Genomic DNA, 23,797 nt, shown 5'->3' with positions numbered 1-23,797 from the left:
CACGCATGATCCCAACCGGGGGGCATGCGCAATCCGCTCGACCTGAAATCTGTTACGCCGCCTGGACCTTGATCACGCCGCGCTTGATCTGGTCCTGCTCGATCGATTCGAACAGCGCGCGGAAATTGCCCTCGCCAAAGCCTTCGTCGCCCTTGCGCTGGATGAACTCGAAGAAGATCGGGCCGATCACGGTCTTGGAAAAGATCTGCAGCAGGATCTTGGTCATGCCGCCGTCGACCACGCCTTCGCCGTCGATCAGGATGCCGTGCTTCTTCATCCGCTCTATCGGCTCGTCATGGCCGTTCACCCCGGCATAGGACATGTCGTAATAGGTTTCCGGCGGTCCGGGCATGAACTTCAGCCCGTTGGCGGCTAGCTTGTCGGTGGCCTCGTAGATCTCGTCGGTGCCAACGGCTATGTGCTGGATGCCTTCGCCATTGTACTTCTTCAGATACTCGGCGATCTGGCTGGTCTCGTCCTTGGATTCGTTGAGCGGAATGCGGATCTTGCCGCAGGGCGAGGTGATGGCACGGCTGACCAGTCCGGTGATCTTGCCGTCGATGTCGAAAAAATGGATCTGCTTGAAGCCGAACAGATTGCGGTAGAAATCCCACCATTTGTCCATCTGGCCGCGATAGACATTGTGGGTGAGATGGTCGAGGTAGTAGAAGCCGACGCCTTGCGGCCACGGGTCGCGCGCACCCAGCCATTCGAACTCGGCGTCATAGGCCGAACCCTTCTTGCCATAAGTCTCGATGAAATAGAGCAGCGAGCCGCCGATGCCGACAATAGCCGGCACATCGAGAGCCTTGTCGCTGCCTTCGTAGGGCGTGGCACCCTTGGCAACGGCGTTATCGAAAGCATGCTTGGCATCAACCACCCGCCAGGCCATCGAGGCAGCACATGGTCCGTGCTTGTCGGCAAACTTCATCGCGTGTGAGCCGGGCTCGGCATTGACGACATAGTTGATGTCGCCCTGGCGCCAGACGGTGATGTTCTTCGTGCGATGCTTCGCCACCGCCACATAGCCCATGCGGGTGAACAACTCGGCCAGCTTCTCCGGCTCCGGATGCGCGAATTCGACGAATTCGAAGCCATCGGTGCCGGCCGGGTTGTCCTTGCTGATCTTGGCGGGCGGGGCGTCGTGCGGGAAAGGACCCATGATATTCCTCCGGAAGCTGGCTTGGCCTGAAACGGCCATTTGACCCCAATGATAACGCGGACGGGCTGCATGGTGCTTGCATTCAAACGCTTGAAATGATCATCTCATGCGTGAAGCGTGCATGATTTGAGGAAAAACTATGGATGAGGCGCGCATTGATAAGTTTGACCGCAAGATAATGGCGCTCTTGCAGGGCGACGCGCGATTGACCAACAACGATCTATCGGACCGGGTGAACCTGTCGGCGTCGCAATGCTCGCGCCGCCGCCAGCGGCTGGAGGAAGACGGCTATATAAAAGGCTATCGCGCTGTGCTCGACCGCGACAAGCTCGGCTTCTCGCTGGTCAACGTCATCTCGGTGACATTGGCTACCCACAACCGCGATAACGCACGGCGCTTCGGCGAATTGGTAGCGCGGCTGCCGGAGGTGCAGGAGGCGCACGCGCTGACCGGCGAGATGGATTACATCCTGAAAGTCGTGACCCCCGACCTGAAGTCGCTGTCGGAATTCGTCAACGGCGTGCTGCTGCCACATGAATCCGTGCAGCATGTGAAGACCGCGATCGTGCTCGAAACGCTGAAGGAAACCGGCGCCTTGCCGATCTGACCTTAGGCCGTCACCCCTTCGACTGCTGGATCAGCCCATAGAGGTTGGTGCAGCGTGCGCCGGAACGGCAGTAAGCGAAGACCGGGCCGTCAAGTTCATCGAGCGCCTCGGCCTGATCCTCAACATTCTCGGCCGTGATCTGGCCGCTGATCACGGGGATATAGCGGAAGGCGAGACCGGCGGCTTCCACTGCCCGCTTGACGGTATCGGCCGAAGGTTGGCCCGGTTGCTCGTCATCCGGCCGGTTACAGATGACGCTCTTGAATCCGGCTTCCTTGATGGCGGCGACGTCTTCGGGCTGGATCTGGCCCGAGACCGAATAGTCCTCGCTGATCTCACGATATTCCATGACGATGTCCTCGCGATCTGATTTGGCGGGAGTCTTGCCACTCCCTGACGTGGCCGGCAACTGAATCCTATGTCGCAGCCGGCTGGGCAAGGCGCGCCCGGGCAAAACGCGCAACGATAATGCCGGCGATCACCGCCACGACGAAGATCGGTGTCGCGGAATAGCCGAGACCAAGCGCAGGGATGGCACCGCCGGGGCAGAAGCCGGCAATGCCCCAGCCGATGCCGAAGACGGCGGCACCGCCGACCAACTCCGCGTCGATTGCGCGTTTCGTTGGCAGCGCGAAGGCGGTTTCGAACACAGGCGCCCTGCGGCGGCGGAACACCAGGCGGTAACCGGCGAAGGCGATGGCGAGGCCGCCGCCCATGACGAAGATCAGGCTTGGATCCCAGGTGCCGGCAAGATCGAAGAAGTTCAGCACCTTGGCTGGGTTGATCATTCCGGAAACGGTAATGCCGAGGCCGAAGACGCCGCCAATCAGGAAGGCCGAGACGAGCTTGTTCATGACCTCAGCCCCCGATCACGTGGCGAACAAGAAACACGGTGGCGAAGGCGGTCATCATGAAGATCGCGACGGCAATGAGGGAGGGTGGCGACAGCCGCGCCATGCCGCAAATGCCGTGGCCGCTCGGGCAGCCGCCGCCGAAATGCACGCCGATGCCGACCAGGAAGCCGCCACCGACAAGAGCCAGCGTCGGCACCGGCACGCTGAAGGCGATGTGCCCGCCAATGGCTTGATAGAGAAGTGGCGCCATCACGGCGCCGGCGAGAAAGGCGGCCCGCCAACGCCATTCAGGAGAAAGCGGCGGGATGACGCCGGACAGGATGCCGGTCATCCCGGCAATCCGTCCATGCAACGCCATCAAGAGCACTGCCGACAGGCCGATGAGGGCGCCGCCAAGCAGCGACTGGAAAGGCGTGAAGTCTGTCATGGCAACGCTTTGGATCCGCTTTCGATCCGCGCGGATCGATACCAGAGCGCAGATAGACTTTTCCGGCGGAGAATCCAACTCGCGCTGCCCGGAGCGGAAACGGAAAAGCGGAGATTGGCTCCGCCTTTCCGAGGGGGCCCGCGTCAGCTGCCGAGAATGGCGCCTTTGATCTGACGGATGTTGTTGTGCATCATGTCGATATAGGTCGAAGCCGGGCCGTCGGGTTGCGACAACGCATCCGAATAGAGCGTGCCGCCCACCTTGATGCCGGTTTCGCTGGCGATCTGCTCGATCAGCCGCGGGTTGGTGATGTTCTCGACGAAGATCGCCGCGGCCTTGTCCTGCTTCACCTGGGTGACCAGCTTGGCGACGTCGGCGGCCGACGGTTCGGAGTCGGTCGAGATGCCTTGCGGGGCGAGGAAGATCAGGCCGTATTCGTGTTCGAAATAGCCGAAGGCGTCGTGCGAGGTGATGACCACGCGCTTCTCCTCGGGGATCGACTGGATCGCGGCTTTCACTTCGCCTTCCAGCGCATCGAGCTTCTTGATGTAGGCGGCGGCATTGGTCTGGTAGCTGACACAGCCCTCGGAGTCGGCCGCGCAGAAGGCTTCGGCGATGTTGTTCACATAGATCCTGGCATTGGCGATCGACTGGAAGGCGTGGGGATCCGTGACCGTCTTACCGCCGCCGGTACCGGCGCCCTCGGCTGCGTCGGCGTCGGCGAATTCAGGTTTGAAATCGATCGGCGTAACGCCCTTGGTCAGGGTGACGATCGAGGCCTTGGTGGCGCTGGCATCGACCAGCCGCTGCAGAAAACCTTCGAAATGCAGGCCGTTGACCAGCACGATGTCGGCCTTGGCCATGGCCACCGCGTCGGCCGGGCTCGGTTCATACACATGAGCGTCGCCATCGGGCCCGACGATGGTGGTCACATCGATGCGGTCGCCGCCGACATTTTTGGCGAAATCGGCGATGACGGTGAAGCTGGCGACCACTTTCAGCGGCGCTGCGAAGGCCGACGATGTGCCGAAGGCAATTAATGTTATAACGCTCATCGCCAGGGCGGCACGGATCGATTTCAACATAAGCGGGTCTCCTTCAGGGGCAGGGGTGAGATCAGGCCGTTCTGTGGCGGTGATGGATGATGCGCGCACGCAAAATGCCGCGCGTACCGAACAGGATCGAGGCGAAATAGACGACGCCGGCGGACAGGATGATGGCCGGGCCGGACGGCAGCGACGCGTGATACGACAAGAGCAGCCCGGCGATGCAGGAAGCAAAGCCGATCAGCACCGCCAGCACGCACATCGGCTCGACGCGCACGGTCCAGAAGCGGGCGGCGGCGGCCGGCAGCATCATCAGTCCGACCGACAGCAAGGTGCCGAGCGCCTGGAAGCCGCCGACGAGGTTCAGCACGACGAGGCCGAGAAAGATGAAATGCACGGGGCTTCCCAAGCGGCTGACCGAGCGCAGGAACAGCGGATCGAGGCACTCGGCGACCAGCGCCCGCCAGAAGATGGCGAGGCTGACCAAAGTCACCGCGACGATGCCGCCGATCAGCGTCAGCGCTTCATTGTTGAGCGCCAGCACGGTGCCGAACAGCACATGCATGAGATCGACGCTTGAGCCGCGGATCGACACCATCAGCACGCCGATGGCGAGCGAAATCAGATAGAAAGCCGCCATCGAGGCATCCTCGCGCTGGATGGTGAAGCGCGAGACGGCACCGGCGCCGAGCGCCACGATGATGCCGGCGATCAGCCCGCCAATGGTCATCGGCAGGATTTCCAGCCCATAGAGCAGGAAGCCGGCGGCCGCGCCCGGCAGGATCGCATGCGCCATGGCGTCGCCCGACAGGCTCATGCGCCGCAGCATCAGGAACACGCCGACCGGGCAAGCCCCGAGCGAAAGCATCAGCGAGCCGACAAGTGCCCGCTGCATGAAGCCGAAGTCGGCGAAGGGCGCGATGAAGAGGCCGTAAAGCATGTCCATCAGGCAGCCCTCGGTCCGGCGCCGTGATGGTGATCATGCCCATGACTGTGATCATGGGCATGATCATGGCCCTCAGGCTCGCACCAGGGCGCGTTCTCTTCCCAGGCCTCGTGGAAGCGGCGGGCGCGCAACAGGTTTTCTGGCTTCAGTGTCTCCCTGGTCTCGCCCCATGCGATCGGTTGGCGCGCCAGCAGCAGCGTTTCGGGGAAATTCTGGCGCACCAGGTCCAGATCATGGACCACCACCATGATGGTGCGTTCCTCGCCATGCCAGCGCTTGATCAGCGCGATCAGGTCGCCGACCGTCTTGGCGTCGACGGCGTTGAACGGCTCGTCGAGCAGGATGAGGTCGGCGTCTTGCAACAGCACACGGGCAAACAGCGTGCGCTGCAACTGGCCGCCCGACAGCGTGTCGATCGGACGCTTTTCGAAGCCGGCGAGACCGACGGCCATCAGCGCCTGGCTGACGTCATCTCGATCTTCCCTGGTGTAGCGGCCGAGCAGCCCGCGTCTTGGCCACAGGCCAAGCGAGACCAGATCGACGACGCGGGCGGGAAAGGAGCGGTCGAGTTCCGATTGCTGCGGCAGGTAGGCGGCACGCACGCCGGGGGCGCGGATGACCTCACCGGCCATCGGTTTCAAGACGCCGACAATGCCTTTCATCAGCGTCGATTTGCCGGAGCCGTTGGCGCCGACCACGGCTGTCAGCGAGCCCTTGCGGATGGTGCCATCGAGATGATGGATCGCCGGGTGGCTGCCGTAGCCAAGCGTCAGGTCGCGGAATGTCAGGCAGGTCTGGGTCATGTCGTTCCATGGGGGCGGCGAAATCCGGCTGCTGCCAGCGGTCGATTGGATATGTGATGTTATTACATTAGTCAACAAGCCGCTCAAGCGGAGTCGCGGCTGCCGGGTCAACTTGCTGTGTACGGATGTCATACGCCGGTGGCCCAAGGGGATTTGACCGGGCGGCCTTGCCCGAAGCCGGCGGCAACTCTAAACAGGCGCCACCAATAACAGGAAGGAACGCCCCATGAGCATTCGTCGCATCGATGTTGGCCCGCGCATGAGCCAGATCGTCATTCACGGAGATACCGTCTATCTGGCCGGTCAGGTTGGTCAGCCGGGTGGGAACGTTGCTTCGCAGACCGGGGACATCCTGTCGGCCGTCGATGAACTGCTGGCCAAGGCCGGCTCGGACAAGACCAAGATTCTGCAGGCGATCATCTGGCTGGCCGACATGAGCACCTTTGCCGAGATGAACTCGGAATGGGACAAGTGGGTGCCCCGGGGCAACACCCCGGCCCGCGCCACCGGTGAAGCAAAGCTCGCCGGACCGGAATATCTGGTCGAGATCATCATCACGGCGGCGATCTGAGCCGCGGCCCGATTACCCTCCCGCAAGGGGAGGGTAATCACCCCTGCGAGGGCCTGAACCGGGCCACCAGCGTGTGGCTCTCGGCCGCGTAGATAAAGCGGACGTGGGTGACCGGGTGCTCCGCGCTCCATGTCCGACGCTCGACCACCGGGCAAGGCGCGCCGGCCTCGATGTCGAGCGCCGCCGCGATGTGCCTGTCGGCGGCAACCGCGCGGATGCGGTGCTCGGCTTCGCTCCAAGGCACGCGGCCGATCAGCCACGGGCCGGGCGCGATAGCCAGGAATTCCTCATCGATCGCTTCTGGCACGGCGGCCAGGTTGATCAGCCGCTGCTCATGCGCGAACGGCCGCTCGCCGGCGAAATGCCGGCATTCCAGCGCCAGTACCGATCCGACGGCATCGAGTTCCAGCAAACTGCGATCCTCGGCGCTGCTGCGCCTCTTGTGCCGCGCCACGCGCTCGTAGCGATAGGGCAGGCCAAGCGCCTCGACCTCGATCCGGATGTCGTGGATTTCCAGCACGGCCGCCTGCGATTGTGGCCGGCGGACGAAGCTGCCTGAGCGCCGGCGGCGTTCGATCAGTCCGGCCTTGGCCAACTGCGACAGCGCCTTGTTCACGGTCATGCGCGAGCAATTGTACTCGGTCGTCAATTCGTGTTCGAACGGGATACGATGACCGGGCGCCCAGGCGCCGGACAGGATTTTCTCGCTGATATCGGACAGGATGCGCTGGTGCAGCGAGCCGCCACCTTCGGCATCCGTCGTCTCGATCACGCTCATGCCGAGAGCGCCGTCATCACATTGCGAAAACGCTCGGCGATGGCCTCGCGCCCTGCATGCCGGCCGCCGCTGACCTGTTTTTTGCCATGCACCCAGACGCAGTCGGCCTTGCTGCCATTGGCGAAAATCCAGGCATCGAGGATCGCGTCACCCTTCTTGCCGGCCAATGAGGGGTCATTGGCATCGAGCGAGACGAGATCGGCGGATGCGCCAGCGGAAATCTCGGACGCGCCGGCACCAAGGGCGGCGCTGCCGCCGTCAACTGCGGCGTCGAACAACGCGCGACCTGTCGAGCCACCGGCGACCGCCAGCACATTGCGGGCACGATGCGCGAGGCGTTGCGAATATTCGAGCTGGCGCAACTCGTCGGGCAAGCCGATCAGAACGTTGGAATCGGAGCCGACGCCAAAACGGCCGCCATGTTCTTTAAACAGCGGCGCGGCGAAGGTGCCATCGCCGAGATTGGCCTCGGTGATCGGGCAAAGGCCGGCGATGGCGCCGCTCTTCGCCATCCCGACCGTTTCCGCATCTGTCATGTGCGTGGCGTGGATCAGGCACCAGCGCTGGTCGACCTTGGCATGGCCAAGCAGAAACTCGACCGGACGCGCGCCGGACCAGGCAAGGCAATCCTCGACCTCTTTCACTTGCTCGGCGATGTGGATGTGGATTGGTCCGTCAGGCGCTATGGCGGCGACCTGGGTCAACTCCTCCGGTGTCGCAGCACGCAAACTATGCGGAGCGACGCCGACGACGGCTTGATTCAAAGTGCCAACGCATTCCCGGCTTTTCTCAACAAGCCGGGAGAACCGGTTCACATCGTTGATGAATCGCCGCTGGCCTTCATTGGGGGCCGCGCCGCCAAAAGAGGAGTGTGCGTAAAACACCGGCAGCAGCGTCAAGCCGATACCGGTTTCGCTGGCCGCGGCCGCGATCCGCTCGGCCATCTCGGCGAGGTTGGCGTAGGGTTTTCCGTCGCGGTCGTGATGCAGATAGTGAAATTCGCCGACTCGTGAAAAACCCGCCTCCAGCATCTCGACATAGAGCTGCGCGGCAACTGCCTCGACCTGATCGGGCGTCATCGACAGCGCGAAACGATACATCACCTCGCGCCAGCTCCAGAAACTGTCGGCGGAGGGGCCGCGAAGCTCGGCCAATCCGGCCATGCCGCGCTGGAAGGCGTGGCTGTGCAGATTGGGCATGCCGGGCAGCAGGATAGAGTGGCGTTCGTCGCCGGCCAACGCAATGCTTTCAGGCTCGACAGTTGCGATGCATCCCTTGGCGAGGGTGATGCGCACATTGTTGTGCCAGCCATCGGGAAGGAGTGCCTGTTCCGCGAAGATATCAGTCACTTTTCTCTCCCGTTCTCTGTCTCTCATGCGATGATAGCGCTTGCAGTGCGTTTCAATATGTATATACATAATCGCTGCCGATTGAAACGGAAAAGATGATGGTTGCAGAGAGCAAACGCCGGGCAGGGGGGCTTCGCCTGTGGCGCAATGCGCGCCTTGTCACCATGGCCAAAAGTTCTGCCGGACTTGGCGTTGTCGAACATGGCGCGGTCGCCGCGCGTGACGGCCGCATTGTCTACGCCGGTCCCGAATCGGAGATGCCCGCAACGCTTGCTCCGGACGAGACGGTCGATTGCGAGGGCCGCTGGATCACGCCTGGCCTGATCGATTGCCACACCCATCTTGTCCACGCCGGCAACCGTGCAAACGAGTTCGAGATGCGGCTGGCCGGCGCCACCTATGAAGAAGTTGCAAAAGCGGGCGGCGGCATTGTCTCCTCGGTCAAGTCTTTACGTGCCGCCAGCCAGGATGAGTTGGTCGCGCAGTCGCTGCCTCGCCTCGATGCGCTGATCGCCGAGGGCGTAACCACGGTGGAAGTAAAGTCCGGTTACGGGCTCGACCTCGAAAATGAGCAGAAGTCGCTGCGTGCCGCCCGCCAGCTGGGCGACAGACGCCCGGTGACGATCCGCACAACCTTCCTTGGCGCCCATGCGCTGCCGCCGGAAGCCAAGGGCGACAAGGACGCCTTTATCGATCTGGTCGCAAAAGAAATTCTCCCGGCGGTCGCCGCCGAAGGGCTGGCCGATGCCGTCGACGGTTTTTGCGAAGGTATCGCTTTTTCGCCGGAGCAGATGGCGCGCGTCTTCGATGCCGCCAAGGTGGCAGGCCTGCCGGTCAAGCTTCATGCCGACCAATTGTCCAACCTGCATGGGGCCGAACTCGCCGCCCGCTACGGCGCGTTGTCGGCCGATCATCTCGAATACACCGATGAGGCCGGTGCGGCGGCGATGGCGAAGGCGGGAACCGTGGCGACGATCCTGCCCGGCGCCTATTACTTTATCCGCGAGACAAAGAAACCGCCGATCGGCCTGTTCCGGCAGCACGGCGTCAGGATGGCCGTCGCCACCGACAACAATCCCGGCACCTCGCCGCTGACCTCGCTGCTTTTGACCATGAACATGGCGGCGACCTTGTTTGGCCTGACGGTCGATGAATGCCTTGCCGGCATCACCCGCGAGGCCGCCCGTGCACTGGGCCTGCTTGGCGAAACCGGCACGCTCGAAGCCGGCAAATCCGCCGACCTGGCGATCTGGGACATCGAGCGCCCCGCCGAACTCGTCTACCGCATGGGTTTCAACCCGCTGCATGCCCGTATCTGGAGAGGACAATGACCGAACTGACCCTCAAGCCCGGCAATGCGACGCTGGCCGACTGGCGCGCTATCTATCGCGGCGCCGTGCCGAAGCTGGACGATGCCTGCAAGCCAAAAATCAAGGCGAGTGCCGAGGCGGTGGCGCGGATCGTTGCCAAGGGTGAGCCGGTCTATGGCATCAACACCGGCTTCGGCAAACTGGCCAGCGTCCGCATCCCCGCCGAGGATCTCGAGACCTTGCAGCGCAACATCGTGCTGTCGCACGCCGCTGGTGTCGGCGAGCCGATGCCATCAGCTGTTTGCAGGCTGATGATGGCGCTGAAGCTCGCCAGCCTGGCGCAGGGCGCGTCTGGGGTGCGGCCGCAAACCATCGAGTTGCTCGAAGCGATGCTGGCCAACGACGTCATCCCGGTGGTGCCGGCGCAAGGTTCGGTCGGCGCGTCGGGTGATCTGGCGCCGCTGTCGCACATGACGGCGGTGATGATCGGCGTCGGCGAATGCTTTACCCCGCATGGCCGTTTCCCGGCCAAGGTCGCCTTTGTCTCGCACGGGCTGGAGCCGGTGACGCTGGGCGCCAAGGAAGGGCTGGCGCTGCTCAACGGTACGCAGTTTTCAACGGCCTATGCGCTCGCCGCCTTGTTCGAGGCCGAAGTGCTCTACCAGTCGGCGCTGGTCGCCGGTGCGCTGTCGACCGACGCGGCAAGGGGCTCCGACGCCCCCTTCGATCCGCGCATCCACCTGCTGAGAAAGCACCGTGGCCAGATCGAGACGGCGGACGCCTTGCGCAACCTGATGGCCGGCAGCGCCATCCGTGAATCGCACCGGGTCGGCGACGAGCGCGTGCAGGATCCTTATTGCTTGCGCTGCCAGCCGCAGGTGATGGGTGCGGCACTCACCGTGCTGCGGCAGGCAGCCGACACGCTCGGCACCGAGGCCAATGGCGTCACCGACAATCCGCTGATCTTCGCCGAGGACGACACGGCACTTTCCGGCGGCAACTTCCACGCCGAGCCGGTGGCCTTTGCCGCCGACATGATCGCGCTCGCCGTCTGCGAGATCGGCTCGTTGTCGGAACGCCGCATCGCCATGCTGGTCGATCCCGCGCTGTCGGGCATGCCGGCCTTCCTGACGCCGAAGCCGGGCCTGAATTCAGGCTTCATGATCCCGCAGGTGACAGCGGCTGCTCTTGTCTCGGAGAACAAGCAGAAGGCCTATCCGGCCAGCGTCGATTCCATTCCCACCTCGGCCAACCAGGAAGACCACGTTTCGATGGCCGCGCATGGCGCGCGCCGGTTGATCGGCATGATCGAGAATGCAACGGCGGTGATCGGCATCGAATTGCTGGCCGCCGCGCAAGGCTGCGACTTCCATCAGCCGCTGGCGTCGAGCGCCGCGCTCGAAGCGGTGCGCAAGCTGGTCCGGGCCGAGGTGCCGCATCTCGACAATGACCGGCATTTCCATCCCGACATGGAAAAGGCCATCGCCATGGTGCGCAGCGGCGCGACAGTCAGGGCTGCCGGCGCGATAGCACTGCCGTCGATTTCGGGAGCGGCATGATGTCCAGAACGCCCTGGCTCACGGTAACGCGCGGCACGGCACCGCTGCTGGTGTCGATTCCGCACACCGGCATCGACCTCGCCGGCCTCGAGAATCGGCTGGTGTCGCCCTGGCTCGGCCGCCGCGATTGCGACTGGTGGATCGACAAGCTCTATGACTTCGCCGCGGGCCTCGGAGCGACTGTCGTTCACACCGCGATCTCGCGCACCGTCATCGACGTCAACCGCGATCCGTCCGGCGCCTCGCTCTACCCCGGCCAGACGACGACCGGGCTTTGCCCAACCGAGACTTTCGACGGCGATCCGCTTTACCGCGAGGGCGAGGAGCCGGGGCCGTCGGAGGTCGATGAGCGGCGCGAGAAATTCTTCGTGCCCTATCATGCCGCCATGCAAGACGAGATCGACAGGCTGCGAACCTTGCACCAGACGATCGTCGTCTACGACTGCCACTCGATCCGCTCGGTGCTGCCGCGGCTGTTCGAGGGCACGCTGCCGGTGTTCAATCTCGGCACCAATGACGGCAAGAGCGCTGACCCGGACTTGCAGGCGATGGTCGGCCGGATCATGGCCGAAACCGGCGAAAGCTCTGTCGTCAACGGCCGCTTCAAGGGCGGCTGGATCACGCGCCATTTCGGTCAGCCTCAAGATGGCATCCATGCGCTGCAGATGGAGCTGTCAAACCGTGGCTACATGCGCGAGCCGGAAGGCAAGGGCGCGCCTGACAATTGGCCGGTTCCCTACGATGCCGAGTTCGCGGCGCCGATCCGCGCAACGCTGGAAAAGATTCTTAAGACCGCGATTGCCTGGGCGCAACGCTGATCAGGCAACGCTTTCGGGATGGATGCCATGACCGGACATGCCAGGAGATTTGTTCTTGCCGTCGGGCTGCTCTCGGCCGCGGTCGTTCCGGCGGCCGCCGCCGAAGTGGCCATGAAGGGCGCTGACATTCTCGCCACCTTGAAAGGTGCCCGTGTCGAAGGCCCTGACTGGGCGCAGAGCTTCGACGATGGCGGCGCCACGATCTACACGAAAGCCGGCGCCCAGTCGCAGGGTCGCTGGGACGTGCGTGGCGACCAATACTGCTCGCTGTGGCCGCCCTCGGACATCTGGGCCTGCTACGCCATGACCATCGATACATCCGACCCTGCCCATGAGCAGGTCACCTGGATCAGCGCTGACGGCCACCGCAACGCCGCGCACCTCATTCGAAAGGGACAATGATGAACAATCCTCGCCACAACATCCGTGAAGTCCGCAGCCCGCGTGGTACAGAAATCAGCGCACGCTCCTGGCTGACCGAAGCGCCGCTGCGCATGCTGATGAACAACCTTGATCCGGACGTCGCCGAAAACCCCAACGAACTGGTCGTCTATGGCGGCATCGGCCGGGCGGCGCGCACCTGAACGACTTCGACCGCATCGTCGCCTCCCTGAGGACGCTGGCCGATGACGAGACTTTGCTGGTCCAGTCGGGCAAGCCGGTCGGCGTCTTCCGCACCCATCCCGACGCACCACGCGTGCTGATCGCCAACTCCAACCTTGTGCCGCACTGGGCGACCTGGGAAAAATTCAACGAGCTCGATAGGAAGGGCCTGATGATGTACGGCCAGATGACGGCCGGCTCGTGGATCTATATCGGCACGCAAGGCATCGTGCAGGGCACCTACGAGACCTTCGTCGAGGCCGGCCGCCAGCATTATGGCGGCAATCTCAAGGGCAGATGGATCCTGACGGGTGGTCTCGGCGGCATGGGTGGTGCTCAGCCGCTGGCCGCCGTCATGGCCGGCGCCTGCTGTCTCGCCATCGAATGCAATCCGGACTCGATCGATTTCCGTCTACGCACCCGCTATGTCGACGAGAAGGCGGAGACGCTGGACGAGGCGATGGCGATGATCGAGCGCTGGACCAAGGCCGGCGAGGCGAAGTCTGTCGGCCTGCTCGGCAATACCGCCGAGATCGTCCCGGAAATGTTCAGACGCGGCATCCGCCCCGATATGGTCACCGACCAGACCTCCGCCCACGACCCCATCAACGGCTATCTGCCAAAGGGTTGGACGATGGCTGAGTGGCGAGAGAAGCGGACGTCCGACCCGAAAGCGGTTGAAAAAGCCGCCCGCGCGTCAATGCGCGAACATGTCGAGGCAATGGTGGCATTCTGGAACGCCGGCGTGCCGACGCTCGACTACGGCAACAACATCCGCCAGGTGGCCAAGGAGGAGGGGTTCGAGAACGCCTTCGCTTTCCCCGGTTTCGTGCCGGCCTATATCCGCCCGCTGTTTTGCCGCGGCATCGGCCCATTCCGCTGGGCAGCTCTTTCCGGCGACCCGGAGGATATCTACAAGACCGACGCCAAGGTGCGCGAACTCACCCCCGGCAACACCCACCTGCACAACTGGCTCGACATGGCGCGCGAGCGCATCGCTTTCCAGGGCCTGCCGGCCCGCATCTGCTGGGTTGGTCTTGGCGACCGCCATCGGCTGGGGCTCGCCTTCAACGAGATGGTCGCAAAGGGCGAGCTGAAGGCCCCGGTCGTCATCGGCCGCGATCACCTCGATTCCGGCTCGGTCGCTTCGCCGAACCGCGAGACCGAATCGATGAAGGACGGCTCGGACGCGGTGTCCGACTGGCCGCTGCTCAACGCGTTGCTCAACACGGCGTCAGGGGCCACATGGGTGTCGCTGCATCATGGCGGCGGCGTCGGCATGGGCTTCTCGCAGCACGCCGGCATGGTCATCGTCGCCGACGGCACGCCCGAGGCAGCCAGGCGCCTGGAGCGGGTGTTGTGGAACGATCCGGCGACCGGCGTCATGCGCCATGCCGATGCCGGCTACGACATCGCCATCGAGTGCGCGAAGGAGCATCAGCTCAATCTCCCCGGCATTCTCGGGTGAGTGGTTGAACCGATGCGCGTCCTGCGGGCATCTGAATACCGGTCGATGCCGTGGAAGAACGGCGGCGGCGTGACGACGGAAATCGCCGTCTCGCCTGCAGGCGCCGGGCTCGAAGACTTCGACTGGCGCGTCTCGATGGCGCGCGTCGAGGGCAGCGGCCCGTTCTCGCAATTTGCCGGGATCGATCGCACGCTTGCCGTGCTCGAAGGCGAGGGCATCGTCCTCGATATTGCCGGCCGCCCGCCGATATCAGTCACCAGGGCGACCGCCCCACTTTCCTTTCCGGCTGACGTGCCGACCGCGGCCGCGCTGATTGGCGGGCCGATCACCGATCTCAATGTCATGACCCGCCGAAGCCGGATGACGCATTCGGTCGAGCGTCTGGCGGTTTCGGCGCCGGTGGAAATCAAGACCAAGGCGAGGATAAACCTCATCCTGTGCCTGAATGGGGAAATCACTGTGCCCGGCACCGAACCGGTTCGCCTCGGGCCGCTGGACACGCTGCTGCCTGGCCCGGATACCGCCAGCCTGCTTGTCCAACCCGTCCATGACACGACGCTGTTCGTGATCCGGATCGGCGGCGTCACCGGCAACGATTAACGCTTGTTTCCAAACATGATCGCGATGCCGGCGAAATATAGCGTAAGCTGCTGGCGGCATCACGAAAAAGCCTGAATCCTCTTCGTCGATCGATCTTGACGGGAACAGGGGCGCACGTCTTTGAATTTTTGCTGAGAGATGACGCCCTGTCGTGGTGCGGAAACAAACTTTCGGCAATTGGGGTTTATGCAACCAATTGCATTTGAATCGGTTTTAGGGCCATTGCCGTGGCGGTGACGCCGCTGAGTGCCGCATACGGAATTTTCAATGAATATTCAGACGAACCCTGCCCAAATCGAGAAGACAAGCGCGAGCTTCCCGGTAATCACGGAAGAGCCGATCCGATCCAATTTCCTGCCCGAAGACCGCCTTCGGCTGCTTGGCGAAAGCCTCGCAAAAGGCGACCTGACGGATCTCTTCGGCCTGACGCCGTTCGATTTTCAGGCCCGTATCCGCGACAGCGCCAAGAAGATTTTGGAGGTCTACCGTTCGACCAACGCCGCGCAGGCGCGAGGCGAGACGATCACGCCGGCGGCACAGTGGCTTCTCGACAACAACTATCTGGTCGAAGAAACCATCTTCCAGGTCAAGCGCGACCTGCCGCGCCGCTTCTACCGCCAGCTGCCCACCCTGAAACTGCCCGACAGCGGCAGCGTGCCGCGCGCGCTGGCGCTGGCCTGGACCTATGTGGCGCATTCGGACAGTTCCGTCTCGGCGACGATGTTCAAGTCGATCGTCCAGGGCTTTCAGTCGGTCGAGCCGCTGAAGATCGGCGAACTCTGGGCGCTGCCCTCATTGTTGCGCTTCGTCCTGATCGAAAATCTCCGCCGGCTGGCGGTCAGGGTCAATCGCACCCGCCAGATGCGCCAGATCGCCAACGACGTGGCGGACAAGGTTCTGGCGACCGACGACACCCCCGACCGTCAGGCGATCCTGTCCAACTTCAGCGCCCACGCGCAGGACACCACCTTCGCCACCCAGCTGCTCTACCGCTTGCGCGATGGATCGCAGAACGCAGGCAAGGCCCTGGAGTGGCTGGAAGGCGAGCTCGAAAAGACCGGCTCCGACGCCGAGGAAATCATCATTTCCGAACATCACACGCTGTCCAGCGGCAATGTGACGACCGGAAACATCATCCGCGGCCTGCGCCTCATCAACGACGTCGACTGGACGGTGTGGTTCGAAGGCGTCAGCCGCATCGATACCGTGCTGCGCGAGCGCACCGATTTCGCCGCGCTCGACTTCTTCTCGCGTGACCAGTACCGGACCGCGATCGAGGAACTGGCGCGCCGCTCGAACCTTTCGGAATATCGCGTCGCCGAGAAGGCCATCGAACTGGCCGGTCACGCCGCCAGCGGGACCATCATTGGTCATAGTGAAGGTGATGCCGCTCCGGCTGCGTCCGCCCACACCGATGTCGGTTTCTTTCTTGTCGGCCCGCGCCGGCTGGAACTGGAAAAGGCGATCGGCTACCGGCCGACGGTCAGCCAGACGACCAAACGCGCGTTCCGCAAGACCGGATGGCTTGGCATCGTCGTACCGGTGTTTGCGCTGACGGCTCTGCTTCTCGTCCTCTCCGGCAACGCCCTGGCCAATCTGGGCCTGTCGGTGCCGTCGATCGTCTTGATGCTGGCGCTGTTCGCGGTGCCGGCCAGCGAGGGTGCGCTCGCCTTCTTCAACACCGTCGCGTCGCTGTTCCTGAAGCCGACGCGCCTCGTCGGCTACGACTACAAGCACGGTGTACCGTCCGAGGCGCGCACCCTGGTGGTGGTGCCGTCGCTGATCGGCTCGCGCGACGACGTCGAGGAAAACATCCGCAACATCGAGGTGCATTACCTCGCCAACACGGCGGATGAAATCTACTTCGCGCTGCTGTCGGACTGGCCCGACAGCAAGACCGAGATCGATGCGGCGGACACCGAGATACTCGAATTCGCCCGCGCCGAGATCGCCCGCCTGAACGCCCGCTATCCCTCGCAAGGCGCATCGCGCTTCTACATCCTGCACCGGCGCCGTCTCTTCAACGCCGCCCAGGGCGCCTGGATGGGCTGGGAGCGCAAGCGCGGCAAGCTGCATGAGCTCGACCTCCTGCTGCGCGGCGACAGCGACACCACGTTCCTGCCGCTCGACGTGCCGCTGCCGGAAAACGTCGTCCATGTGATGACGCTCGATGCCGACACGCGCACCACCCGCGACGCCGTCGCGACCCTCGTCGGCAAGCTCTGCCATCCGCTTAACCGTCCGCATTTCGATGCGACCAAGCGGGTGGTCACGGCCGGCTACACCATCCTGCAACCGCGCATCACCGCGTCGCTGACCAGTGGTGACGATGCGTCGTTCTTCCAGCGGGTCTTCTCGGCCAATCGCGGCCTCGATCCTTATGTGTTTGCCGTATCCGATCTCTATCAGGACGTCTTCGGCGACGGCTCCTTCACCGGCAAGGGCCTTTATCATGTCGACGCCTTCGAGGCGGCGCTGCAGGGTCGCATCGAGGAAAACACCATCCTCAGCCACGATCTGCTCGAAGGTGCGCTGGCGCGCTCGGCGCTGGTCACCGACGTCGAGCTGGTCGAGGACTACCCGACACGCTACTCGGTCGACGCCTCGCGTCACCATCGCTGGGCGCGTGGCGACTGGCAGCTTCTTGGCTTCATCCTCGATCCGCGCTCCGGCGTGCCGGCCTTGTCGCGCTGGAAGATGGTCGACAACCTGCGTCGCTCGCTGACGCCGATCTTCTGGGTGATGGCGGCGATCGCCGGCTGGACGCTGCTGCCCTTCACGCAGGCCGCGCAGTGGCAGGCCCTGCTCATCCTCAGCCTGTTCATGGCGCCGACATTCGACGTCGTCAACGCCATCCTGCCCAAGAGCGGCGACCAGACGCCGCGCGGTCATTTCTCGGCACTGGCGCGTGACGTCGCCTTCGGCACAGCCATGGTTGCGCTCAAGATCGTGCTGATGGCGCATAATGCCTGGATGATGGGCGACGCCATCGTGCGCACGCTCTACCGGCTGTTGGTCAGCCGCCAGAACCTGCTGGAATGGCGCACCGCCTCGCAGGCGCACAAGAGCGGCGACAACGATCTCGGCTCCTATTACGGCATGATGTATGGCGCCGTGATCATCGGCTTCGTCGGTCTCGCCATACCGGTGCTGGCCGATTCCACCGGCGCCTTCGTCGCCTTCTTCTTCGCCCTGTTCTGGATCGCCTCGCCGGCCATCGCCGCCTGGATCAGCCGTTCGGCCGAAACCGAGGACCGGCTGCGCATCTCAGCCGCCGACATCCATGCGCTGCGCACGGTGGCGCGGCGCACGTGGCACTATTTCGAGAGCTTCGTAACGGCCGAGCATCACAATCTGCCGCCGGACAATTTCCAGGAAAGTCCGGCGCCGGTCGTGGCGCCACGCACCTCGCCAACCAATATCGGCGTCTATCTGCTGTCCGTCGTCTCGGCGCGAGACTTCGGCTGGATCAGCCTGTCCGATGCCATTACCCGCATCGACGCCACGATGACCACCATCGAGGGCATGCCGCGCGACCGTGGCCACCTCTTCAACTGGTATGACACGACGACGCTGAAGCCGCTTTATCCGCTCTATATTTCCGCTGTCGACAGCGGAAATCTTGCCGGCCATCTGGTGGCGGTGGCGGCAGCCTGTGCCGAGTGGGCGGAAGCGCCCTCCGTGCACCTCCAGGGCGATTTCGAAGGCATCCTCGACACGGTCACCATCCTCAGCGAAAGCCTCGACGATTTGCCTGACGACCGCCGCCAGCTGCGCCCGTTGCGTCAGCGCCTGGCGGACCGTCTCGACGGCATGCGGCGCGCGGTCGAAACCATCAAGGCGCAGCCGGAAATGGCGTCGATCCGCACCATCAATCTGGCCGTGCTGGCCGGCGAGATCCGCAAACTCGCCGCTGCCATCCATACCGAGGCCGCATCGGCCCAGAGCGACATCATCGTCGATTGGGCGGCAAGGCTGGAAGCCAGTTGTGAGGCGCATGTCCATGACGCGCACAGCGACGACAACGCTGTCGAGGCCCTGCGCGCCAAGCTCTTGACCTTGCGCGAGCGCACGCGCCGCTTTGCCTTCGAAATGGATTTCTCCTTCCTGATGCGGCCTGAACGCAAGCTGCTGTCGATCGGCTACCGTGTCGAGGAACACCAACTCGATGAAAGCTGCTACGACCTTCTCGCGTCCGAGGCGCGGCTGACCAGCCTGTTCGCCATCGCCAAGGGTGACCTGCCTACCGAGCACTGGTTCCGTCTTGGCCGGCCGATCGTCGAGATCGGCTTCCAGGGCGCGCTCATGTCGTGGTCCGGCTCGATGTTCGAGTATCTGATGCCGCCGCTGGTGATGAAAGAGCCGCAAGGCAGTATTCTGAACCAGACCAGCAAGCTGATCATCAAGCGTCAGATCCAGTACGGCCGCCAGAAGAACGTGCCATGGGGCATTTCGGAAGCGGCCTATAACGCCCGCGACCGCGAACTGACCTACCAGTATACCAATTTCGGCGTCCCTGGCCTCGGGCTGAAGCGTGGTCTCGGCCAGAACACGGTGATTGCGCCTTACGCGACCGTGCTGGCGGCGCAGTTCAACCCGCGTGAAGCCGTGCAGAACCTCGCGCGGTTGCGGGAGGTCGGCGCGCTAGGCCGCCACGGCTACTACGATGCCGTCGACTTCACGCCGCAGCGCGTACCGGAAGGCACCGATCATGTCGTCGTGCAGAACTACATGGCCCACCATTCGGGCATGTCGATCGTGGCGGTTGCCGATGCCATCTTTGAAGGCCGCATGCGCGACCGGTTCCACAGCGATCCGGTCATCGAATCCGCCGAACTGCTGCTGCAGGAGCGGGCGCCGCGCGACATCCCGACCGCGACCGTCAGGACCGAGGCCGACGAACGCGCCAAGGACGAGACCGAGATCGAGAGCCCCGACACCCGCATCGTGCTCGATCCGTTGCGGGCGCTGCGTTCGACCAGTGTGATGTCCAACGGCCGTTATTCGGTGATGGTCACCGCGACCGGCTCCGGCTACAGCCGCTGGGGCGATCTCTCCATCACCCGCTGGCAGCCGGACCCTACCGAGGACCGGCTCGGCTCCTACATCTTCCTGCGCGATGCCGGCACCGGCGACTGGTGGTCGGCGACCGCGGAGCCGAAGCACGCCGCCGAGGAAAAGGCGCAGACCCTGTTCTCCGACGACAAGGCGAGCTTCGTCAAATCGGTGGGCACCTTGCGCTCCGAGGTCGAATGCATCGTCATTTCGGAAGGAAATGGCGAGGGCCGTCGGGTCACCCTCTACAATGACGGCCCATCCGACCGTCACATCGAAGTGACCTCCTTTGCCGAACTGGTGCTCGGGCTGGAGGCATCGGACAACGCGCATCCGGCCTTCTCGAAGATGTTCGTCGAGACCGAGATCGCGTCGAACAACAGTGCGATCTTCGCCACGCGGCGCAAGCGCGAAACCAGCGAGCCCGATGTCGCCATGGTGCATTTCGTCACCGATCCGTCGGGATTGGCGCGTGATGCCGAGGCCGAGACCGACAGGCGAGCCTTCATCGGCCGTGGCCGCACCATCGTCGATGCGGCCGCTTTCGATCCGGGCGCCAGGCTTGGGGGCCATTCGGGGTTCACTCTCGATCCCGTCGCCGCGCTGCGCCGCCGGTGCGCGTGCCCGCCAACAAGAAGATATCCCTGACCTTCTGGACCGTCGTCGGCGCCAGCCGCACTGAACTGGAGGAGGCCGTCGCCCGGCTCGACCATCCGGAGAGTTTCGCTCGCCAGGCCATGCTCGCCTGGACCCGCAGCCAGGTGCAGACCCGCCATATGGGCCTCAGCCTGACCGATGCCGCAAACGTGCAGAAGCTGGCGCGCTATCTGATCTATCCGGATCCGTTCCTGCGTCTCCCCGCCGAATCCATCGCCTCGGGGCTGGGCAAGCAGTCGAGCCTGTGGCCGACCAGCATTTCGGGCGATTTCCCGATCTTCCTGGTCAGGATCGGCGACGTCGCCGACCTGGAGATCGTCGCCCAGGCGCTGCGTTTCCAGGAGTACATGCGCACCCGCGGCATGATGATCGATTTCGTCGTCGTCAACGAGCAGGCGTCCTCCTACGTCCAGGACCTGCAGCGTGCGGTCGAGACGCTGTGCGAAAACAGCCGCCTGCGCGGCAAGGAACTCGGGCCTCGCCAGCACATTTTCGCGGTCCGCCGCGACCTGATGGACGAGACCACCTACAAGACGCTGCTCGCCGTCGCCCGCGTCGTCCTGCACACGCGCAACGGCACCATCTTCGATCAGATCGAGCGGGCGGAGGCGGCTGCCCTGCAGGCGCGCGAACCCCTGCAGCCGGCAGGATCGCTGGTCCCGCGCGACCTGCCTTCGCTTGCGCCGACGGCGCATGCCTTTGCCTCGCAGGCGGTGGCGAATGCCAGCGCCGACGGAAGCGGGCTCAGCCAGTGGAACGGCTTTGGCGGTTTTGACGGCGACGGGCGGCACTATGTCGTGCGCCTCGCCGGCCGGCGCACCACGCCGCAGCCGTGGATCAACGTCGTCTCCAACGCTTCGTTCGGCTTCCATATCTCGGCCGAGGGCGCTGCGTTTACCTGGAGCCGCAACAGCCGCGATTATCAGCTGACACCGTGGTCGAACGACCCGGTCTCGAACCGGCCGGGTGAGGGCCTCTACATCTACGATCAGGCCAGCGGCAAGGCGTTCTCGCCGCTCGCCGCCGTGGTGCGCGATCCCTCGATGACCTACGAGGCCTGGCACGGCCAGGGTTTCTCGACTTTCCGCTCGAGGCGCGGACCCTTGTCGATGGATCTTACCTATGTCGTCGATCCGGTCGATCCGGTGAAAATTTCGCGATTGCGCATCCAGAATTCCGGTTCGGTGCCGGCGCGGCTGCGTGTCTATGCCTATGCCGAATGGGTGCTCGGCGGGCATCGCTCGCGCACGGCGGCAACCATCGTCCCGTCCCGCGACGCTGCCACCGGTGCGTTGCTGGCGCAAAACCCCTACGGGCTCGATTTCAGCGAGCGGGTGGCCTTCCTGGCCGCCGACGGTGGCGTGCACTCGGTGACGACCGACCGCTCGGAGTTCCTCGGCCGGCACGGCACCAGCGAGCTTCCGCACGCGGTGCTGAGTGGCGCGGCACTCACGGGCCGTGTCGAAGCTGGAGACGATCCTTGCGCGGCGATCGCCCGTGACATCGAGATTCCCGCCGGCGGCGACGTGACGCTGCTGTGGCTGCTTGGCGATGCCGAGTCCGTCGAGGAAGCCAGCGCCTTGGTGCAGCAGCACCGGGCCAAGGATTTCGACAAGCGGCTGGCCGACAACGAGCGCGAGTGGCGCGGCTTCCTCGACACCATCCAGGTCGAGACGCCGGACAAGGCGCTCGACGCCATGGTCAACCACTGGCTGCCCTATCAGAGCCTGGCCTGCCGCATCCGCGCCCGCTCCGCCTTCTATCAGGCAAGTGGCGCTTTCGGCTTCCGCGACCAGTTGCAGGACACGCTGGCGTTGCTGGCCCATGATCCGCAGCTGGCGCGTGACCAGATCCTCAACGCCGCGCGGCGGCAATTCCCCGAAGGCGACGTACAGCACTGGTGGCTGCCGCGCACCGGCGCCGGCGTGCGCACCATGATCTCCGACGATGTGGTCTGGCTGGCCCATGCCACGGCGCGCTATCTGCTGGTGACTGGCGACGCCACCATCCTGAAGGAGCAACTGCCCTTCATCGACGGACAGGCTCTGGGCGAGGGCGAGCACGATGCCTTCTTCACTCCGGAAGTTTCGAAGAAGACGGCCTCGCTCTACGATCATTGCGCGCGAGCGCTCGATCTTGCCATCAAGCGCAGCAGCCCCGCCGGGCTACCGCTGATCCTTGGCGGCGACTGGAACGACGGCATGAACCGCGTCGGCGAGCAGGGCAAAGGTGAGAGCGTCTGGCTGGGCTGGTTCCTCCTGAAGACCCTGGGCGACTTCGCCGCCGTCGCCAAGACCGAGGGTGATGCCAAGCATGCGCAAGCCTGGGCAAAGCATGCCGATGCGCTGAAGCGGGCGCTCGAGAGTACGGCATGGGACGGCGAATGGTACCGGCGTGGCAGCTTCGATGACGGCACGCCGCTCGGCTCGCGATCCTCGCAAGAGTGCAAGATCGATTCGATTGCCCAGTCCTGGAGCGTGCTTTCGGGAGAGGGCGACCCGGCGCGGTCGACGACGGCGATGGAGCAGGCGACGAAGCTGCTCGTCGACGACAAGCTCAACATCGTCAAGCTGTTCACACCACCCTTCTCGAAGACGGACAAGGACCCGGGCTACATCAAGAGCTATCCACCCGGTGTTCGCGAGAATGGCGGCCAGTACACCCACGCCGCCACATGGTTCGTCATCGCGCTCGCCGAAATGGGGCTGACCGACGAGGCCTATCGCTGTTTCTCGATGCTTAATCCGGTCAACCATGCGATCGACGAGGCTTCGGCCGAGCACTATCGCGTCGAGCCCTATGTGGTTGCGGCCGATATCTACGCCGGGGACGACAAGGGCGGCCGTGGCGGCTGGACCTGGTACACCGGCTCCGCCGGCTGGCTCTACAGGGCGGCGGTCGAAGGCATCCTGGGCATCGAACGGCGTGGCAAGCGCGTCCAGTTCAAGCCGAAGCTCCCCAGCCACTGGGACGGGTATTCGGCGACCCTCAAGATGCTGGGCGCGGAACTCAGGGTTCGCGTCATCCGCGACAATAAGACCAAGACGGTTTCATTGGAGCTGAATGGGGCAAAGACCAAGGTTTCGACGGTTGAGCTAAAAAGTGGCGAGGTTGCTGACGTCGTCATCAGAATCCCGGCCTGACCCATGTCGCCCGGCAGCACGCCCTCGGCTTGACTCCTGGG

General features: G+C 64.1%; 16 protein-coding genes and 2 pseudogenes. 9 read left to right on the top strand and 9 right to left on the bottom strand.

Going from position 1 to position 23,797, the window contains the following annotated elements; all coding sequences use genetic code 11:
- Positions 1 to 52: 52 nt before the first annotated feature.
- The gene (hppD, locus tag AC56QQ_RS21940) at positions 53 to 1,162 is read right to left on the bottom strand and encodes a 4-hydroxyphenylpyruvate dioxygenase (RefSeq protein WP_497123340.1); all 1,110 of its coding nucleotides are present in this window, start codon (positions 1,160 to 1,162) and stop codon (positions 53 to 55) included.
- Between the two features lie 139 nt (positions 1,163 to 1,301).
- Here hppD and AC56QQ_RS21935 point away from each other — a divergent pair, with 139 nt between their 5' ends.
- Positions 1,302 to 1,769: an Lrp/AsnC family transcriptional regulator gene (locus AC56QQ_RS21935; RefSeq protein ID WP_497123339.1), complete on the top strand. Its 468-nt coding sequence runs from the start codon at positions 1,302 to 1,304 to the stop codon at positions 1,767 to 1,769.
- Positions 1,770 to 1,779: 10 nt separating this feature from the next.
- On the opposite strand, the gene AC56QQ_RS21930 is transcribed toward AC56QQ_RS21935, so the two are convergent.
- From AC56QQ_RS21930 to aztA, 6 genes are all read right to left on the bottom strand, one after another.
- Positions 1,780 to 2,118, bottom strand: a complete 339-nt coding sequence (locus AC56QQ_RS21930; protein WP_489860823.1) for a protein tyrosine phosphatase family protein — start codon at positions 2,116 to 2,118, stop codon at positions 1,780 to 1,782.
- A gap of 67 nt (positions 2,119 to 2,185) precedes the next feature.
- Positions 2,186 to 2,623 (bottom strand): DUF6691 family protein, encoded by a 438-nt coding sequence (locus tag AC56QQ_RS21925; protein ID WP_497123338.1) that lies wholly within the window; start codon positions 2,621 to 2,623, stop codon positions 2,186 to 2,188.
- Between the two features lie 4 nt (positions 2,624 to 2,627).
- Entirely contained in the window at positions 2,628 to 3,050 is a 423-nt protein-coding gene (locus tag AC56QQ_RS21920) for a YeeE/YedE family protein (RefSeq protein ID WP_497123337.1), read from the bottom strand.
- 143 nt (positions 3,051 to 3,193) lie between these two features.
- Positions 3,194 to 4,135 (bottom strand): zinc ABC transporter substrate-binding protein AztC, encoded by a 942-nt coding sequence (gene aztC, locus AC56QQ_RS21915; RefSeq protein WP_497123336.1) that lies wholly within the window; start codon positions 4,133 to 4,135, stop codon positions 3,194 to 3,196.
- Between the two features lie 31 nt (positions 4,136 to 4,166).
- Positions 4,167 to 5,042 (bottom strand): zinc ABC transporter permease AztB, encoded by an 876-nt coding sequence (gene aztB, locus AC56QQ_RS21910; RefSeq protein ID WP_489860827.1) that lies wholly within the window; start codon positions 5,040 to 5,042, stop codon positions 4,167 to 4,169.
- On the bottom strand, positions 5,042 to 5,845 hold the full coding sequence (aztA, locus tag AC56QQ_RS21905; RefSeq protein ID WP_497123335.1) for a zinc ABC transporter ATP-binding protein AztA: 804 nt from the start codon (positions 5,843 to 5,845) through the stop codon (positions 5,042 to 5,044). The genes aztB and aztA overlap by 1 nt, the downstream gene beginning before the upstream one ends.
- A 226-nt stretch (positions 5,846 to 6,071) precedes the next feature.
- On the opposite strand from aztA, the gene AC56QQ_RS21900 reads away from it, so the two are divergent.
- Positions 6,072 to 6,416, top strand: a complete 345-nt coding sequence (locus tag AC56QQ_RS21900) for a RidA family protein (RefSeq protein ID WP_497123334.1) — start codon at positions 6,072 to 6,074, stop codon at positions 6,414 to 6,416.
- Between the two features lie 37 nt (positions 6,417 to 6,453).
- Here AC56QQ_RS21900 and hutC read toward each other — a convergent pair whose 3' ends face one another.
- Both hutC and AC56QQ_RS21890 read right to left on the bottom strand, forming a co-directional pair.
- Positions 6,454 to 7,194: a histidine utilization transcriptional repressor HutC gene (gene hutC, locus AC56QQ_RS21895; protein WP_497123333.1), complete on the bottom strand. Its 741-nt coding sequence runs from the start codon at positions 7,192 to 7,194 to the stop codon at positions 6,454 to 6,456.
- Entirely contained in the window at positions 7,191 to 8,543 is a 1,353-nt protein-coding gene (locus AC56QQ_RS21890) for a formimidoylglutamate deiminase (RefSeq protein WP_497123332.1), read from the bottom strand. The genes hutC and AC56QQ_RS21890 overlap by 4 nt, the downstream gene beginning before the upstream one ends.
- A gap of 98 nt (positions 8,544 to 8,641) precedes the next feature.
- On the opposite strand from AC56QQ_RS21890, the gene hutI reads away from it, so the two are divergent.
- From hutI to AC56QQ_RS21855, 7 genes and pseudogenes are all read left to right on the top strand, one after another.
- Complete coding sequence (hutI, locus tag AC56QQ_RS21885) at positions 8,642 to 9,874, top strand: imidazolonepropionase (RefSeq protein WP_497100772.1); 1,233 nt, start codon at positions 8,642 to 8,644, stop codon at positions 9,872 to 9,874.
- The gene (gene hutH / locus AC56QQ_RS21880; protein WP_489860831.1) at positions 9,871 to 11,412 is read left to right on the top strand and encodes a histidine ammonia-lyase; all 1,542 of its coding nucleotides are present in this window, start codon (positions 9,871 to 9,873) and stop codon (positions 11,410 to 11,412) included. The genes hutI and hutH overlap by 4 nt, the downstream gene beginning before the upstream one ends.
- A complete protein-coding gene (gene hutG, locus AC56QQ_RS21875; protein WP_489860832.1) occupies positions 11,412 to 12,230 on the top strand; it encodes an N-formylglutamate deformylase in 819 nt (272 codons plus the stop codon). The genes hutH and hutG overlap by 1 nt, the downstream gene beginning before the upstream one ends.
- Before the next feature lie 27 nt (positions 12,231 to 12,257).
- Positions 12,258 to 12,632 (top strand): hypothetical protein, encoded by a 375-nt coding sequence (locus tag AC56QQ_RS21870; protein WP_489860833.1) that lies wholly within the window; start codon positions 12,258 to 12,260, stop codon positions 12,630 to 12,632.
- Positions 12,629 to 14,301: pseudogene (gene hutU / locus AC56QQ_RS21865) on the top strand (urocanate hydratase). Before AC56QQ_RS21870 ends, hutU begins: the two are co-directional and overlap by 4 nt.
- Before the next feature lie 12 nt (positions 14,302 to 14,313).
- A complete protein-coding gene (locus tag AC56QQ_RS21860; RefSeq protein WP_489860835.1) occupies positions 14,314 to 14,901 on the top strand; it encodes a HutD/Ves family protein in 588 nt (195 codons plus the stop codon).
- A gap of 267 nt (positions 14,902 to 15,168) precedes the next feature.
- Positions 15,169 to 23,756: pseudogene (locus AC56QQ_RS21855) on the top strand (glycoside hydrolase family 94 protein).
- Positions 23,757 to 23,797: the final 41 nt, after the last annotated feature.

This window comes from Mesorhizobium sp. RCAM 05099 (assembly GCF_059683685.1).
This window is presented reverse-complemented; position numbering and strand designations above follow the sequence as displayed.